The sequence below is a fragment of the Candidatus Methylomirabilota bacterium genome (assembly GCA_036002485.1).
In the GTDB taxonomy this organism is placed as follows: domain Bacteria; phylum Methylomirabilota; class Methylomirabilia; order Rokubacteriales; family CSP1-6; genus AR37.
This window is the reverse complement of record DASYTI010000218.1, coordinates 1-14,779: the sequence shown is the minus strand read 5'-3', so window position 1 is coordinate 14,779 and position 14,779 is coordinate 1. Positions and strand designations below refer to the sequence as shown.

15 protein-coding genes are annotated in these 14,779 nt (G+C 66.9%); 7 read left to right on the top strand and 8 right to left on the bottom strand.

Going from position 1 to position 14,779, the window contains the following annotated elements:
• The first annotated feature begins 42 nt into the window (after positions 1-42).
• The 6 genes from VGT00_19340 (at position 43) to VGT00_19315 (ending at position 5,278) form a co-directional block, all read left to right on the top strand.
• A complete protein-coding gene (locus VGT00_19340; protein HEV8533586.1) occupies positions 43-1,158 on the top strand; it encodes an aminotransferase class I/II-fold pyridoxal phosphate-dependent enzyme in 1,116 nt (371 codons plus the stop codon).
• Entirely contained in the window at positions 1,155-2,447 is a 1,293-nt protein-coding gene (locus VGT00_19335) for a glycerate kinase (protein ID HEV8533585.1), read from the top strand. The genes VGT00_19340 and VGT00_19335 overlap by 4 nt, the downstream gene beginning before the upstream one ends.
• A gap of 288 nt (positions 2,448-2,735) precedes the next feature.
• The gene (locus tag VGT00_19330) at positions 2,736-3,068 is read left to right on the top strand and encodes a type II toxin-antitoxin system prevent-host-death family antitoxin (GenBank protein HEV8533584.1); all 333 of its coding nucleotides are present in this window, start codon (positions 2,736-2,738) and stop codon (positions 3,066-3,068) included.
• 118 nt (positions 3,069-3,186) lie between these two features.
• Positions 3,187-3,498, top strand: a complete 312-nt coding sequence (locus VGT00_19325) for a hypothetical protein (GenBank protein HEV8533583.1) — start codon at positions 3,187-3,189, stop codon at positions 3,496-3,498.
• Positions 3,499-3,520: 22 nt separating this feature from the next.
• A complete protein-coding gene (locus VGT00_19320; GenBank protein ID HEV8533582.1) occupies positions 3,521-3,955 on the top strand; it encodes a PaaI family thioesterase in 435 nt (144 codons plus the stop codon).
• A 201-nt stretch (positions 3,956-4,156) separates the two neighbouring features.
• Entirely contained in the window at positions 4,157-5,278 is a 1,122-nt protein-coding gene (locus VGT00_19315; GenBank protein HEV8533581.1) for a radical SAM protein, read from the top strand.
• 35 nt (positions 5,279-5,313) lie between these two features.
• Here the strand turns inward: VGT00_19315 and VGT00_19310 are convergent, their stop codons facing one another.
• The 8 genes from VGT00_19310 to VGT00_19275 form a co-directional block, all read right to left on the bottom strand.
• The gene (locus VGT00_19310) at positions 5,314-6,225 is read right to left on the bottom strand and encodes an ABC transporter permease (protein ID HEV8533580.1); all 912 of its coding nucleotides are present in this window, start codon (positions 6,223-6,225) and stop codon (positions 5,314-5,316) included.
• A gap of 7 nt (positions 6,226-6,232) precedes the next feature.
• Positions 6,233-7,147 (bottom strand): ABC transporter permease, encoded by a 915-nt coding sequence (locus VGT00_19305; GenBank protein HEV8533579.1) that lies wholly within the window; start codon positions 7,145-7,147, stop codon positions 6,233-6,235.
• A 281-nt stretch (positions 7,148-7,428) separates the two neighbouring features.
• Positions 7,429-8,952 (bottom strand): ABC transporter substrate-binding protein, encoded by a 1,524-nt coding sequence (locus tag VGT00_19300; protein ID HEV8533578.1) that lies wholly within the window; start codon positions 8,950-8,952, stop codon positions 7,429-7,431.
• A 194-nt stretch (positions 8,953-9,146) separates the two neighbouring features.
• Positions 9,147-9,833, bottom strand: a complete 687-nt coding sequence (locus VGT00_19295; protein ID HEV8533577.1) for a PEP-CTERM sorting domain-containing protein — start codon at positions 9,831-9,833, stop codon at positions 9,147-9,149.
• A gap of 285 nt (positions 9,834-10,118) precedes the next feature.
• Positions 10,119-10,592, bottom strand: coding sequence for a hypothetical protein (locus VGT00_19290; GenBank protein ID HEV8533576.1), 474 nt, complete (start codon positions 10,590-10,592; stop codon positions 10,119-10,121).
• Positions 10,592-12,001 (bottom strand): DUF4139 domain-containing protein, encoded by a 1,410-nt coding sequence (locus tag VGT00_19285; protein ID HEV8533575.1) that lies wholly within the window; start codon positions 11,999-12,001, stop codon positions 10,592-10,594. Before VGT00_19285 ends, VGT00_19290 begins: the two co-directional genes overlap by 1 nt.
• Positions 12,002-12,090: 89 nt before the next feature.
• Positions 12,091-13,155 carry a zf-HC2 domain-containing protein gene (locus tag VGT00_19280; protein HEV8533574.1) on the bottom strand — a complete coding sequence of 355 codons (1,065 nt, stop codon included), beginning with the start codon at positions 13,153-13,155 and terminating at the stop codon, positions 12,091-12,093.
• Positions 13,152-13,715, bottom strand: a complete 564-nt coding sequence (locus tag VGT00_19275) for a sigma-70 family RNA polymerase sigma factor (GenBank protein HEV8533573.1) — start codon at positions 13,713-13,715, stop codon at positions 13,152-13,154. Before VGT00_19275 ends, VGT00_19280 begins: the two co-directional genes overlap by 4 nt.
• A gap of 251 nt (positions 13,716-13,966) precedes the next feature.
• Here VGT00_19275 and VGT00_19270 point away from each other — a divergent pair.
• The coding region (locus tag VGT00_19270) for a uroporphyrinogen decarboxylase family protein (protein HEV8533572.1) at positions 13,967-14,779 on the top strand (813 nt) is incomplete at its 3' end.

Genomic DNA, 14,779 nt, shown 5'->3' with positions numbered 1-14,779 from the left:
TCGAACCGCGTCCAGGGGTTCACGGAGTCGGTGATCCGGGAGATGACCCGGATCAACAATCAGCATCAGGGCATCAACCTGGCCCAGGGCATGCCCAATTTTCTCCCACCCAAGGAGCTCCTCGACGCGGCCCATAGCGCCATAGACGGTGACTTCCACCAGTACGCCATCACCTGGGGGACCCCCAGGCTGCGCAAGGCCATCGCGGAGAAGTACCGCAAGTTCTATGGGATGGAGGTGGATCCGGAGCGGAACGTCACGGTTTGCTGTGGCTCGACAGAGACCATGCTGGCCACGCTCCTAGCCCTCCTCAATCCGGGCGACGAGGTCATCATCTTCGAGCCCTTCTACGAGAACTACGGGCCGGGGTGCATCATTGCCGGGGCAGAGCCGGTCTGGGTGCCCCTCGAGCCGCCGAGCTTCTCCTTCGACCCGGACCGGCTGAAAAAGGCCGTGTCGCCGCGCACGCGCGCCATCGTCTTCAACAGCCCCAACAACCCCTCCGGCAAGGTGTTCTCGCGCGCGGAGCTCCAGCAGATCGCCGATCTCTGCCTCACTCACGACCTCCTCGCCATCACCGACGAGATCTACGAGCATATCGTGTACGACGGCGAGCAGCACATTCCCATCGCCACCCTGCCCGGCATGGCCGAGCGGACCATCACCATCTCGGGCATCTCGAAGTCCTACTCGGTCACGGGCTGGCGCGTCGGCTATGCCATCGCCAATGCCGAGCTCTCGGTGGGCATACGCCGGGCCCATGACTTCATCACCGTGGGCGCTCCGCATCCGCTGCAGGAGGCCGCCGTCACCGCGCTGAACTTTCCCGACTCGTACTACGTGCATCTCCGCGAGAGCTACCAGGCACGGCGCGATCTGCTCTTCGGCAAGGTCGAGGAGGCGGGCTTCAAGGCCTTCAAGCCCGCGGGCGCCTATTACATCCTCACGGACGTGGCGCACTGGCTGCCGGAATACGGCTGCGCCGACGACCACGAGTTCGCCATGTTCCTCGTCAAGGACATCGGCGTGGCGACCGTCCCCGGCTCGTCGTTCTACTCGACCAAGGAGCTCGGGCGTACCAAGATCCGCTTCTGCTTCCCCAAGACCGACGACATGCTGATCGAGGCGGGACGGCGGCTCCAGAAGCTTCGTCGTTGACCCTCCGCGAAGTTGCCCGGTCCATCTTCGATGCCGCCCTCGAGGCCGGCGATGTCCGGTCTCTCACCATCGGCGCCCTCTCGTCCATCATGCCGCCGGCGCCCGGGCGCGTCCTCGTGGTGGGAGCCGGCAAGGCCTCGGGCGCCATGGCCGCGGCCGTGGAGGAGACCTGGGGCGCGCGCATCGCCGATGGGGTCGTGGCCGTCAAGGACGGCTACCTCGCGCCGACCCGCCGCATCCGACTCGCCGAGGCGGGCCATCCGGTGCCCGACGAGCGCGGCGAGGCGGCGGCGAAGGAGATCCGGGCGCTCGCCGAGTCGGCGACGGGCGAGGATCTCGTGCTGGTCCTGGTCTCGGGCGGCGGCTCGGCGCTGACCCCGGCGCCCGCGCCCCCCATGACGCTTGCCGACAAGCAGGCGGTGACCCGTCTCCTCCTGGCCGCCGGCGCCACCATCAACCAGCTCAATGCGGTGAGAAAACACTGCTCGCTGCTCAAGGGCGGCCAGCTCGCCCGCGCGGCCGCTCCCGCCCGCGTGGAGGCCTTGCTCCTCTCCGACGTGATCGGCGACCCCCTCGATGTCATCGCCTCGGGTCCGACGACGCCGGATGTCTCGACCTTCGCGGAGGCTCTGGCCATCCTCGACCGCTTCGGCCTGCGCGAGCAAGCACCGCGGGCCATCGTGGAGAGACTCGAGCGTGGCGCCCGGGGCGAGTTTCCGGAGACCCCCAAGCCGGGCGATCCCATCTTCGAGCGGGTGAAGAACACGGTCATCGGCAACAATGCGCTCGTCGTGGAGGGCGCCGCGGCACGGGCACGTGCGCTCGGTCTCAATGCTCATGTCGTGACCCGGGCCCTCGAGGGTGAGGCGCGCGAGATCGCCGGCCGGTTCGTCGAGATGGCGCGTGAGATCAAGGAGGGCAAGGGACCCGTGGGGCCGCCGGCCTGCCTAGTCGCGGGAGGCGAAACCACGGTCACGGTCAGGGGCAAGGGCAAGGGCGGCCGCTGCCAGGAGTTCGCTCTTGCCGCTGCGCTCGCCATGGAGGGCATCGAAGACGTCGTCGTGCTGGCCGCCGGCACCGACGGGACCGACGGCCCGACGGACGCCGCGGGAGCCATCGCGGACGGCCAGAGCGCCGCCCGGGCGCGCGCGCAAGGCCTTGAGCCCCCAGCGCGCCTCTCCGAAAACGACTCGCATCCGGTGTTCTCATCTCTCGGCGATCTCGTGATGACCGGCCCCACCAACACCAACCTTCTTGATCTCTACCTGGTTCTCGTGCGCTCTTCCTGACGCGAGGCTGGAGGGGCAAGCCGGGCCCCTCCGACCGATAGATACGAATTGACGCGGACGGACAATATGGCTATATTCTAGCCAGAATGCGGTACGAGGTCGTCCTGGCGCCTGAGGCCGCGAGAGCCTACAGATCTCTCCCGGCCTACCGTCGGGCCGAAGTGCGGGATGCCCTGGAGCGGCACTTGCGCCACGAACCTACCCGGGGGAGCAAGAGCCGGATCAAACGTCTGCGGGGTTTGAGCCAGCCCCAGTATCGTCTCCGGGTTGGAGAGGGGAGAGTGTTCTATGACGTTACGCACGAAGCCGTCGAAGTCCTCGCTATCGTCACGAAGGCCCAAGCGGCCAGCTGGCTTGCCTCCCACGGGACGGCCGGTACGCCAGGCGGCGCTGGCTGAGGTGAAGGATGACCTGTCTCGATTCCTGCGCCTGGCGGAGACTCAGGAGATCATCATCACGCGGCACGGAAGGCCTGCGGGCGTCCTGATCGGATTCGGAACAGAAGACGACTGGTTCGACTACCGGTTGGAGCACCACCCGGAGTTCCTTCGCCGAGTCGCCGAAGCCCGGGCAGCCTTCAAGAGCGGGCGCGGCGTTCGTCTCGAGGATCTTCGGTCATAGCACGTAGCGATCCGACTCCCGCGTCGCGCGCCATGAGCTGGCCGGTCGCCCCAGAGGACGCACCTAGAGCCCGCCGGTCAGATGTTGGATTGCAAGACCTGACCCCAGGAGGTGATCTATGCGATTCCTCGTCAAGGTGAATATCCCTGTCGAAGCCGGGAACGGGGCCGCGAAGGCCGGCAAGCTCGGCACCACCATCCAGTCCATCCTGGCGGACTTGAGGCCCGAGGCCGCCTATTTCACCGACGACCATGGTCAACGGACGGCCTTTCTATTTCTCGACATGCAGGACGCCTCCCAGATCCCCGCGATCGCCGAGCCGTGGTTCCTCGCGTTCAATGCCAGCATCGAGTTCCATCCGGTCATGCTGCCGGATGATCTCGCCCGCGCCGGAGGCGCCATCGAAGCGGCCGTCAAGAAGTACCGGTGACCGCTTCCCCCGGAGTGGCGTGATGGCGAAACTGCTCGACGGGATGGAGCGCATGCTGCGCAGCGAGATGCCGCCCCCGCCCGCCGCCACGCTCATCGGGATGCGGCTCGAGGCCTTCGCGCAGGGCGAGGCCGTCGTCGCCCTCGACCCGACTCCCGCCCACGCCAACCCCATGGGCACGGTGCAGGGCGGCATCCTCGCCGCCATCGCCGACGCCGCCATGGGCTGGGCCTTCATGACCACGCTCGGGGAGGGCGAGTCGTATGCGACGCTCGAGATCAAGGTCAACTTCCTGCGTCCCGTGTGGACGGGGCGGCTCGAGGCGCGCGGCCGCGTCAAGAGTACCGGGCGCACCGTCTCCCTCGTGGAGTGCGACGTGGTCTCGGACGGCAAGCTCGTGGCTCATGCGGTCAGCACTTGCATGACCCTTCGCGGGGACCAGGCCGCCGGGCGCTGAGCCAAGCCTTCGTGCTCGTTCTGAGTTGATTATGTGCCTTGCCTAGTAACTCATCAGGTGTATAGTATACCCCCTCACGACCACCGAGTTCGGGGGAGGGCCACCATGGACAGGTACCAGCGATTCGCATTGCTGAGCCACGAGGCAACGAATGACCGAGAACACGGCCTTCCGGGCCGATCGCGAGTCCAGGAAGGGCCGGTGGGGATCCGGAATGTGCGGATGCCGGGCGGCGGAACCAGCAAGCTCATGCGAGTCATGCAGACCAATGCCTGCTCGCTATCCTGCGGCTACTGCCCCACGTTCTGCGGCGGCAAGGTGCGCCGGGTATCGCTCTCGCCGGAGGAGACCGCCCGCACCTTCATGGAAGCCCATCGCGCGGGCATGGCCGACGGGCTCTTTCTCACATCGGGTGTCCCCGGGCGCCCGCAGCGGGCCATGGACCGCATGCTCGCGACCGTTCACATCCTGCGGCGCCGCGAGAGATTCCCCGGCTACGTCCACCTCAAGATGCTGCCCGGCGCCGACGAGGGGCAGGTCCGCGCCGCCGCTCAGCTCGCCAGCCGCCTCTCGATCAACCTCGAAGGGCCGAACGATGCCGTGGTGCGGCGGCTCGCCAAGGAGAAGGATTTCTCAGGCGATCTCCTGCCCAAGCTCGTGCTCGCGGGAGAGCTCTCCCGCGACGCGCGCCATGAGGGACGGGCCCACCTCGCCGCGCCGTCAGGCACGACCACGCAGTTCGTGGTGGGCTCTCAGGGCGAGACGGATCGCGATCTTCTCCAGCTCGTGAGCCGGCTCGAAGGCAACGGCCTCCTCCACCATGCGCACTTCAGCGCTTTCCAGCCCGTGGCCGGCACTCCGATGGAGGGGTTGCCGCCGACACCGGCCGCCCGCGAGTTCCGGCTCTACCAGGCCGAGCACCTGCTGCGCCAGTACGCGTTTCGGTTCGAGGAGCTCACCTTCGGATCAGACGGAAACCTTGTCCTGGATCAAGACCCGAAGACGGCGTGGGCCCTCGCTCACCCCGCGCAGTTTCCCGTAGAGCTGCTGCACGCGTCGCGCGAAGAGCTGCTCCGGGTGCCCGGCATCGGGCCGCGCTCGGCCGATCGGCTCATGGCAACACGCCGGGGCACCGTATTGCGGGGCGCCGACGATCTGCGCCGCCTCGGTCTCGACGTGACGCGCGGGGCGTATTTCATGGCGCTTGGCGGCAAGCGCCTCGCCCCGCGAGCTCCTTCCCAGCAGCTCCGCCTCTTCGCCGAGGGAGGGCACCTTCCTGCCGTGGTCTGGAGAACCCCGGTCCCGCCGTGCGCGTATCGCTGAGGGAGGCCACCCGGAATCGGTGAGGGCCCGCGCGCTCAGCCGATGCGGGGGTCGAGGGCGTCGCGCAACCGGTCGCCCACGAGATTGATGGCGAGCACCGTGAGGAGAATGGCGAGGCCGGGGAAAGTGGCCAGCCACCACGCCACGCTCACGAAGTCCCGGCCGAGGGCGATCATCTGACCCCAGGTCGGATACGCGCTCCCGGTGCCCACGCCGAGGAAGGACAGCGCCGCCTCCTGCAGGATGGCCTGGGCGACTTGCAGCGTGGACATGACGATGATGGAGGAAAAGGTGTTGGGCAGCAGGTGGCGGAGCACCATCCGCGCGGGGCTGGCCCCGATGGACCGGGCGGCCTCGACGAAGTCCTTCTCCCGCAGCGCGAGCACTTCGGCCCGCACCACGCGCGTGTACCGCTCCCAGCCGGTGAGCCCGAGCACGACGATGATGGTGACCAGGCTCGGTCCCAGCGCGGCGACGAAGGCAAGGGCGAGTAAAAGCTGGGGGAAGGAGAGCTGGACGTCCACCACCGTCATGATCACCGTGTCCACGCGCCCATGAAGGAACCCGCTCAGGAGGCCAAGGCTGACACCCACCAGGAGGCTCACCACCATCGCGGAGATCCCCACGACGAGCGAGATCCGCGCGCCGTAGATGATGCGGCTCAGGATGTCGCGGCCGACCTGGTCCGTGCCCAGCGCATAGTTGACGTTGCCACCCTGGGCCCAGACCGGCGGCGTGAAGCGACGGATCAGGCTCTGGCGCTTGGGATCGTGGGGCGCCACGTAGGGAGCGGCGACGGCGGCGCCGATCACCACCAGGAGCACGACGGCGCCCACGAGGGCGGCGGGGTTGCGCACGAGCTTTCGCCACACCCGCGAGCGCTCCTCGCCACGCAGGGCCGCCTCGGGTACGGCAACGGAGGGCGGGGCGAGCGTCCTGATGGACACGGCGGGCTCAGCGCACCCGGATCTGCGGGTTCAGGTAGATGTAGAGCATGTCGACCGCGAAGTTCACGAGGACGACGATGAGGGCGACGACGAAGACTCCCGCCTGGACGATGGGGAAGTCGAGCTGGCGAATGGCGCCCACGATGAGGCGGCCCACCCCGGGCACCGCGAACACCGTCTCGGTAATGATGGCGCCGCTCAGAGCCAGACCGAACTGGAGCCCCGCCACCGTGACCAGGGGGAGGGCCGCGTTGACGAGTGCGTGGTGGCAGATGACGAGCCACTCCGAGACGCCCTTGGCGCGGGCGGTGCGTACGTAGTCGAGGTTGATCACGTCCAGCATGCTCGAACGGACGATGCGGAGCAGGAGAGGTGTCGAGAAGGTGGCGAGGGTGAGGGCGGGCAGGACCAGGGCCGCCCAGCTCTCCCAGCCCGACACCGGCAAGACCCGAAGCTGTACGGCGAAAAGCAGGATCAGCATGATCCCGGTCCAGAAGACGGGCATCGAGGTGCCCAGGAACACGACGAATGTCGCGCCGTGATCGAAGACGGAATTGCGGCGGACGGCGCTCAGGATCCCGATGGGCACGGCGATGAGCAGCGAGAGCCCCATGGCGAGCACGGTGAGCAGCAGCGTGGTCGGCATCCGGGCCAGGACGAGGGGCAGAGCGGGCTCGCGGTGGAAGAAGGAGTGGCCGAAGTCGCCCCGCGCCAGATTCCACACGAAGCGGCCGAACTGGACGGCCAGGGCGTCGTTGAAGCCCATGGACTGGCGCAGGACAGCGCGGTCGGCCTCGGGCGCCTCGGGCATCATCAGCGAGACAGGGTCGCCGCTGACGTGCAGGATCGCGAAGGTGACGAGCGACACGCCCGCGAGCACGACGAGCAGGCGCACGATCCGGCGCGCGACGAGGGTCAGCACTGCGGCCTAGTCAGGACTATTCATCAAGGGGACTCTCTCGTCGTATGGCCCCCTCACCCTGCCCTCTCCCCCGCGGCGGGGGAGAGGGATGAGAACACTCTCGCCACGCGGCTCTCTTCATTCTGATCCCTCCCCCCCACTGGGGGAGAGGGCAGGGTGAGGGGGTCAGGTGTTCGCACATAATCCGGGCTAGTCATGGCCCCGCGGCGGGCTGATGGAGAGAAACCTACCATTCCCGGGGGGAGGTTTCGGAAGGGGGGCGGAGCCCCCCTCCGAGCTCCTTAGCGGCCGGGCTTGGCATCGTAGAGCCAGAGCCACTCGTCCCCGCGGGCCGCGTACTGCACCTTCTTCGAGATGGCCAACGTGTCGTACTGCGTCCACAGGAAAATGCTCGGCGCCTCTTCCCGGATCAGCTGCTGGATCTGGGAGTAGACGCGCTTGCGCTTGGGCTGGTCCACGGAGGAGCGGCCCTCGTCGATGAGGCGGTCGAGCCCCTCCACGCGCGCGTACCACTTGCCGATCCAGCCGCCCGGCTCGGTGTGGTACAGGGGGTGGAGGACCGCGTCGGCGTCGAACACGGAGTAGTTGCCCCAGCTGCCGTACATTCCGTTGGTGGCCTTCCCCTCGGCCTGGAGGAACTTGTTCCACGCGGGTCCCGGGTCCCACATGCGCGGGGTGGTGCGGATGCCGACCTCGGTGAGCATCTGGCAGATGGCCTCGAAGACCGGGCGGAACTCGATGAAGGCGCTGTGGAAGGTCACGTCTACGCCGTTGGGATAGCCCGCCTGGGCCAGGAGCTCCTTGGCCTTCTTGGGGTCATAGGGGTAAGGCTTGACCTCGGGATCGAAGCCGAAAGCCAGGGGCTGAACGGTGGTCGCGACCTGCCGGCCTAGTCCCCCCATCATCTTCTGAATGATGGTCTGCTTGTCCACCGCATAGTTCGCCGCCTGCCGCACGAGCTTCTTGTCGAAAGGCGCCGAGCGCATGTCGAGCTCTGCGTAGTGGACACGCAGGATGGGCGTCGACGAGATGTAGGCTTGAGGGTGGGTCTTGAGCTCGGGGACGATGTCGGCGGACACGTTGCGGATGATGTCCACGCCGCCCGTCTTGATCTCGGCAATCTGCGTGGCGATCTCGGGAATGGCACGAAATACGAGATGCTTGAAGGCCGGACGGCCGCGCCAGTGCTGGTCGAAGGCCTCCAGGCGGATCAACTGATCGCGCTTCCACTCCACGAACTTCCACGGTCCCGTGCCCACGGGGGAGGTCGTCCCGAAGGCCTGGTCACCTACGGTCTCGACGTGCTTCTTGGGCACGATGGGGAAGAAGACGAGCCGCTCCAGGAGCAGGGGGAAGGGCTTGTCGGTGATGATGTGGACGGTGTCCGGGTTCACCACCCGGACCTCCTTGATGGCCCGGATATTGCCGTACTGGGGCGACTTCTTCGCCTGGTCGAGCACGCGCTCGAAGGAGTACTTCACGTCCTCCGCGCCCATGGTCTCGCCGTTGTGAAACCGGACGCCCTTGCGGAGCTTGAACTCCCACTGGGTGTCCGAGAGCGGCTTCCAGGAGGTGGCGAGCGAGGGCTCGAACTCCAGCTTGGTGTTCCGGTGGAGGAGGGAGTCGAACATGTTGATGTTGAGGAGGATGCCCACCCGCTCGAAGTGCATGTGAGGGTCAAGGGTCGGCGCGTGCGAGGTCAGGGCGACCACCAGCGTGTCTTTGGCCTGGGCATGGGCAGGGATCGGGGCGGCCCCGAGCACGATGAGAAACAGCACGCTGGACAGCAGGGCCCATTTCTTCATGAGGGGCTCTCCTCAGTCACCGGTCCGGAGGTGGATGAAAGCGAGGGCAACGGTGGCCTCACGACTTGCCGAGCGTATACCATATGGGGCCGCCGAGCACAATCCGCGCCGCCCGCGCGGCGAAGGGGCGGAAGCGCGACAAATGAAAAAGGGGCCGCTCTCGCGAGCGACCCCTCAGGCCAACGCTGCTCGGTCTATGACTTCACGCGCCGCCGCATCAGGAGCGCGACCAGCCCGAGACCCGCGCACAGGATGATCCACGTGGGCGGTTCCGGGGTGCGATGGTAGACGATTTGGTCCTGATGCTCTCCGCTGCGATAAGTGAACAGGCCCGTGGTGTCCGTCGAGAAGGCGCCCAGCCCCGCGAGCCACGCGTTCGCCGTCGTGATCACCCCGCCCGGCGTGTCCGGGCTCGTCGCATAGTTCACGCCTCGAGTGGCCCCGTGCGTGCTGTCAACGTCCAGGCTGGCTCCGGTCTCGAACACGATCTCCCACAGGGCGAGCTGGAAGGCGGCGCTGTTCGTCGAATTCAGCAAGGAGGTGTCGTAGAAGCCGTGAAAGAGCCGGGCGATGTCGCCTTTGCGAGCCGCCGTGAGTCCGCCGTCGAGGGCGAGCGATGACTTGGTGTAGTCGGTGTACAGGGTACCGAAGCTGATGGTCTGGGCCAGGTCGATGCAGTAGGCGATCTCACCCGCGGGCGGATTCAGGTTGAAGGCTCCCGCGTGCACGTTCCCGTTCCTGAACGGGTCGGTAAGAGTAATCGTCTGGGAGCCGACGGTAAAGCCTGTCACCATGAGCGGCTCGGCATATGCCGCCGGGGCGAACATGAGGCACGCGCCCAGTAAGCAGGCGGCAAGGAATCTGAAGGGCAATGACCGCATCACTGTCTTCTCCTCTATCGTCCGTTCGAATCGTTCGCTCTCGTCGAATGTGACGCAGCCCAGAATCTGGGCGTCCATCAAAACTTCCTCGACAGGTAGGAGAGCAAACCCGAGGCCAAGAATTGAGAGGGAAGAACAACGAGGGGTTAGGACCGAGGGCTCAGGCAATCGTCAAGTTGACTGACAGCGCCCCTCATTTCGCTGCAATTGTTGCGTGTGATCGTATTGAATTTGTTGATCGTCCCTCCGCAATTGTTGCGTGCACGTGAACCGGTCAGGCGGGATTCAAGGCGCGGCGATTTCTGATGCGAGGACGTCGAGCCGCACACGTTCCGTTCGCGTCAAGTCTCTGATGGGGCCCGTGGCGACACCGCTCTCCACCTTGAGAAAGGCCCGGCATACCTCGAGCTGCCAGGCCGTGGGGCCCTCCCGCGCGGGGAGCAGCACCATTGCCCATTGCGTGCCACGGGTGAAGGACTCGAAGCCCCACTGCTTCGGCATATTCCAGGCGAGCGATCCGCTGACGTCGATCGAGATGATGGGACGCGCCTCGCGTCCGTGCAGGACGCGAAGCACGCGCACCTCCATGGTGCGGTCCGCGCGCACGTCCAGCACCTCGACGTGGGCGATCAGCTCCCTCGACCCGAAACGCTCCCCGGGCGCCTGGAAGGGCCGGAACATGCAGGTGAGCGCAAGGGCCGGTACCGCGGCAAACCCGAGGGCGAGCACTGCCAGCCCGGCCGCGGCCGCTCGCCGCATCAGAAGCGCACTCGGATGCGATAGCTGAGCTTGGCCTCGCCTTCTTTAGGCACGGAGACATTCCACTTGGCCGTGAAGGCCTGGATCTTCTCGTGAGGCTGGCTGGCGCGGAGCACCTCCCAGTCGCCCGGCATGGGCTCGAACACCTCGACGGTGATGCTTTCTTTCTTGTGGTTGCGGAGCGAGATCTCCCACTCGACCTCGTAGAGGTTGGAGGCGATGCGCTTCCAGTCCTTCTGGACCCGCTCGCCCACCACGTCGAAGGCATTGCCCATCTTGATCTTGATCTTCTCGTCCTTCGGGGTGTGCTCTATCCAGTCCTCGCCGATGAGCTGCTGGCTGCCCGAGACGTCGGCCTTGTACACGCGCACGCGGCCCTTGGGCAGGGGCACGCCGAGACGGTTCTCCTTGCTGTTCTTGAGCTCGAGATAGACGCCGACTTTCTGGTTCGAGACGGGCAGCCCGTAGGAGGTGCGGTAGTAGTCGGCGGCGCCGAAGTAGATGAAGTGCTTGTCCACGGGCACGTCCGCCGCCGACATCAAGGAGAGCTGCTTGGTCTGGTTGTCCTTGATGGTGGTGCGGCCGTCGAGGGAGTACAGGTGGTACTCGAAGAAGGTCTCTTCTCTGAAGTCCCGGCTGGCATTGGAGGCAGGAGAAGCGAGGGCCGCCTTCTCCAGCACGCGTCCCTCCCGCCGGCGATCGGGGGCGCGGTTGATGTCCCCGGCCACGAGCTTGAGCGCCGCATTCGAATAGGTCGCGCCGCTCTTGTTGTCGATGGTGACCCATCCGGTCAGATCGGAGCGGCTGTCGGAGGGATTGATCACCATGACGTAGTCGGACTTCCACGTGATGCCGCCGGTCAAATAGGAGGCCTCGACGCGCTGGGCGGCCGCCCTGGCGTTACGAAGGAGCCACACGAGGGTGGGCTTCGAGACCAGGTTGTCGGGCAGGGCGGGGAGCACGACCTGGCCGTGATGCCCCATGTGGATCTGGCCATTGATCTCGTAGACGGGTCCGTTCATGCTGAGCAGCGTCGCCTCCTGATACGTCCCGTTCGACTGGTAGAGCCGCACCTTCTTGCCCACGTACTTTTCCATGAGCTTGGCCGAGGTCAGGAGGTCGTACTCGTAGTTCTGCTCGAGGATCTTGAGCCCCGACGGGTCGGTGAGCGACTTGAGATGCACGGTGGTCGGATCGATCTGCGCGGCGACATCCGCGAACTGCACTTCGAGCATGCCGGCATCGAGCCTGATCTCGCGCGTGTCCTTCACGAGGCCGAGATTGCCGTTGTAGATGGTCACCATCAGATCCTTCTGATCGTCTCGCGTGATGGCTTGCGGCACCGCCCCCACGAGGTTCGTGCTCCAGAGCAGGAGCGCTAAGGAAAGGGCACTGGTCCGTCTCCACATGGGTCTATCCTCCACATGCTTGGTCGGTTGCTTCTGGAGGGTTAGACCGGGTCGGAGCGGGGAAGTTCCCGCGGACTCAACGCGAAATGCTACTCCGAGATGCGGATGGTGACGCGGAGCGCGGCGGGCTCCGTGGACAGGACCGTGGGATGTGGCTCGGGGCTCCAGACGCCGAGAGTCGTGAGGCCGCGGGCGAACTCGGCATAGCGGGCTTCGGGCACCGTCACATCGACCACGCTCTGCGCGGCGTCGCGACGGCGTGAGATTTCGCTTCCGCCCACTCGCGCGAGAAGCTCGGCCAGCCCTTGCTCGGCGGCGCGGCGGTCCTTGACGGCGAGGAGACCGGAGAAGCTCAAGGCCCCGGCCTGGCGATGGGCCTGTGCGGGCGGTGCGGGAGCGAGAATCCGGGGCGGGCGCTCGCTCGCATCCTGGCTCTTGGCCCGCGACTCGGGTGGCGCCTGGGCGGGAGCCGCCGGAGCCGGCGCGGCATAGGGCGCCGGGGGTGCGGCGCTCTGGGGCGCCTGCCCTTCCTTCTGGAGACGGCCGACTTCACCTTCTCTCTTCTTCTCGGTCAACTTGTCCTCGGCCGTGGCGGACGGAGAAGGCTGGGTGCTTGCCACACGCTCGTCCCGCGTGGCCCGCTCGGCCTCCTGGACATTCTCGCGGGCGGGCTCCATTCCTCTCCGTCTTTCGACCTTGGCGGCCTTGAACGGTGGCGGGACGGGTGAGGATGCCGGCTGCTCCTCACGCGGGGCCGGGGCTTCGGCACGCGGCGGAGTCACTTGAAGATCTGGTCTGACGGTCTGTCGGAGCTCGGGGTCACGCTGGAAGAGATAGACGGCCATGATGGCGATCAGGGCCATGGCCGCCGCCTCCGCGGGCAGCTTGATCGAGAGCGGCAGGAATATCCACGCGGCCAGCCGTCGATACCACGGGACCGGGCGCACCGCGGCCATGACGCGATCCACGAAGCCGGCGGGCGCGCGCACGGGCTCGACACGCGCCAGCAACGAAACCGTGGCGCGCAGCCGCTCGAGCTCGCGGCGGCATTCCGGACAGCCGGCGAGGTGGGCTTCGACGTCGGTGCGCTCCCGGGCGAGGAGGGCCTCGTCGAGGAGCTCGGACAGCCGCTCGCGGGTCTCGTGGCAGGTCATGGCAGGAACCGCTCCATCTTCTCCTTGAGATCCAGGCGGGCGCGGTGGAGACGCGAGCGCACGGTATTGAGCTCGAGATCGAGCGCCTCGGCGATCTCCTCGTAGGAGAGGCCCTGAAGATCGCGGAGGATGACCACGGCCCGGCGGTCCTCGGGCAGCTCGGCGATGGCCCGATGCAGGGCTGCCTCGAGCTCGGCGCGCTCCGCGCCCGCATCCGGACCTCCCGAGGGGTCAGAAAGGCGCAGGAGCGTCTCTTCGCCGCCCTGGCGCCCCGCCCGCCGCTCACCCGAGGCGAGACGGCTCAGACAGAGGCGCGAGACAATGGCATAGAGCCAGGTCGAAAGCTTGGCGTCCCCGCGGAACTCCGACAGGCTCCGGTGAGCCCGCATGAAGGCCTCCTGGGCCATCTCCTCGGCCTCGGCCGCGTTCCCCAGCATCCGGAGGGCGACGCCGAAGACGCGATGCTGATGGAGGGCGACCAGCTGCTCGAAGGCCTGTATGTCGCCGGCCCGCAGCCGATCCAGAAACTCCGGGGCGTCGGCGGCGTCTCCCTCTCGCATCCTTAGACCATAGCGTGCCCACAGAGTTCCCGGATATCAAATTCTCCTTCGAGGCGAGACGCTGCCCGCGGTTCGAGTTGAGTGGCGAAGCCGCGAGATGAGGGCTGAATTGACACCGCAGGCATGGCCGTTCGAGCTGACGGGCGCAGCCCTGAGGCGAGAGCTGAGTGGATCAGCGGCGAGGCGAGGGCTGAACTGTCTTTCGACCCGACGAGCCGCAGGCGGGGGCTGGATAAGATAGACTCTCGGCCATGACCAAGCGCGAGCGGATTCTTGCGGCTCTGCACCGCCGTCCCGTCGACCGGCCGCCTGTGGCGTTCTGGCAGCACGTGCCGCATCGGGACCACACGGCCCGCGGCCTCGCCGACGCCATGCTCGAGTGGCAGCGTCGCTGGGATCTCGACCTCATCAAGATCATGTCGAGCGGGGTCTATTGCGTGGAGGACTGGGGCTGTAAGGTCGCCTATCAGGGCTCGCCCAATGGCGCCAAGACCTGCACCCAGCACGCGGTGAGGCAGCCCGCGGACTGGGCCAGGATCAAGCCCCTCGATCCTGGGCGCGGGGCGCTCGGGCGCGAGCTGGAGGCGCTGCGTCACATTCTGCGCGGCCGGAGCGATGACGTACCCGTGCTGCACACGGTCTTCGCTCCCCTCACCATTGCCCGCAAGCTCGCGGGGGACCGCCTCGACCATGACCTCCGCGATCATCCCAATGCGGTCATGGGCGCGCTCGACGCCATCACGGAGACGGTGATCCGCTACGTGGCGGAGGTGGGCAAGGCCGGCGCCGACGGCATCTTCTATGCGTCCCAGACGGCCAGCCGGGACGTGATGGCCGAAGGCGATCACTCGAGGTTCAGCATGCCGTACTCGTGGCGGGTGCTGGAGAGCCTTGATGGCAGCCCCCTGTGGACCATGCTCCACGTCCACGGCCGGCAGATCTACTTCGACCGCTCGGCCACCCTGCCCGTGGCCGCCATCAACTGGCACGACCGGCTGACCGCGCCCACCCTGGGAGCCGGGCTGCGCCGCTTCAAGGGCGCCGTGGTGGGCGGGCTCAACGAG

Bases quoted from the DNA above. Each gene is read 5' to 3' on its own strand.
- VGT00_19295 (HEV8533577.1), bottom strand. From the start codon at position 9,833: ATGCGGTCATTGCCCTTCAGATTCCTTGCCGCCTGCTTACTGGGCGCG.
- VGT00_19280 (HEV8533574.1), bottom strand. From the start codon at position 13,155: ATGACCTGCCACGAGACCCGCGAGCGGCTGTCCGAGCTCCTCGACGAG.
- VGT00_19300 (HEV8533578.1), bottom strand. From the start codon at position 8,952: ATGAAGAAATGGGCCCTGCTGTCCAGCGTGCTGTTTCTCATCGTGCTC.
- VGT00_19325 (HEV8533583.1), top strand. From the start codon at position 3,187: ATGCGATTCCTCGTCAAGGTGAATATCCCTGTCGAAGCCGGGAACGGG.
- VGT00_19290 (HEV8533576.1), bottom strand. From the start codon at position 10,592: ATGCGGCGAGCGGCCGCGGCCGGGCTGGCAGTGCTCGCCCTCGGGTTT.
- VGT00_19275 (HEV8533573.1), bottom strand. From the start codon at position 13,715: ATGCGAGAGGGAGACGCCGCCGACGCCCCGGAGTTTCTGGATCGGCTG.
- VGT00_19340 (HEV8533586.1), top strand. From the start codon at position 43: ATGACCCGGATCAACAATCAGCATCAGGGCATCAACCTGGCCCAGGGC.
- VGT00_19285 (HEV8533575.1), bottom strand. From the start codon at position 12,001: ATGTGGAGACGGACCAGTGCCCTTTCCTTAGCGCTCCTGCTCTGGAGC.
- VGT00_19320 (HEV8533582.1), top strand. From the start codon at position 3,521: ATGGCGAAACTGCTCGACGGGATGGAGCGCATGCTGCGCAGCGAGATG.
- VGT00_19330 (HEV8533584.1), top strand. From the start codon at position 2,736: ATGACGTTACGCACGAAGCCGTCGAAGTCCTCGCTATCGTCACGAAGG.